The following is an 873-nucleotide window of genomic DNA, read 5'->3' on the forward strand; positions in this document are numbered from 1 at the left end:
GTTTGCACTGTGCCCAGTAAAAGTGAAGCTATAAGCGATAAACCCAAGCATGATTAGTATAACGGCATCGTTTTTATAACCTGCTACGTTATCATCTGATTCCACATTCCACATACATGCGCTAATTAGAGCAATAATAAGCGCTGGTATTCTAAACCTTGCTTGGTCACCTATGACTGATTGCCAAACAATTTCAAGCATAAAGGGGTCAAACATTCCCATAAAGCCTAATTCAGCCATTGCTCCAGCTTCTATAGGTACTTGTAAAAGTGCAGCAATACTACCTGTAACTACACACGTAATTTGCCAACGTTTTAAGAACTGATGAAAGCTAATTAAGTGATGCCCTGCAACATTGCTGTTGCCACACATAAAGCGCATTAATAAAGTGCCCGCAAGCCCTACAATTGCTATATAGCTTGCTAGTTTTAATAATAGTAAGAGCACTGACCATTCACTTAATTGCATGATGTTGCTACTTAATGATTATGTTTGCTGTGGGTATTAGATTGTTCTTGCATCATCTTATGCGATTCATTTTTATGTACCATAAATCTAAACGTGCCAGTCATTTTATGTCCATCACCACCCAGTGCTGTCCATTTAACCGTGTAAGTGCCTTGGGCTAGGCTCGGTAATGACCAATTAAAGTCTGTGCTTGGGGTGGCGCTGGGTTTGAAATCAAAGTTTATTGTTTTATTTTTTTCATCTTTGATGATGACTTTTGCTAGCCTTACTTCACCACTAAAAATTAACGAAAGTTCCTCTGGTCCTTGCATTAACATGGCTTCTTGTGCAGGTATTGATTGCTTGAGTGATATATGCGCTGATGCGGAAAATGTAAGCACTAAACCTAAAATGGCTACTGCAGAG

1 protein-coding gene and 1 pseudogene are annotated in these 873 nt (G+C 39.2%); both read right to left on the bottom strand.

Annotated elements, in window-relative coordinates:
• Positions 1-468: pseudogene (locus tag CXF76_RS00740) on the bottom strand (copper resistance D family protein); the annotation flags it as partial.
• Positions 469-479: 11 nt separating this feature from the next.
• A partial coding sequence (locus CXF76_RS00745; protein WP_101162821.1) for a copper resistance CopC family protein occupies positions 480-873 on the bottom strand: 394 nt, incomplete at its 5' end.

The organism is Pseudoalteromonas sp. 78C3, assembly GCF_002836695.1.
Lineage (GTDB): Bacteria > Pseudomonadota > Gammaproteobacteria > Enterobacterales > Alteromonadaceae > Pseudoalteromonas > Pseudoalteromonas arctica.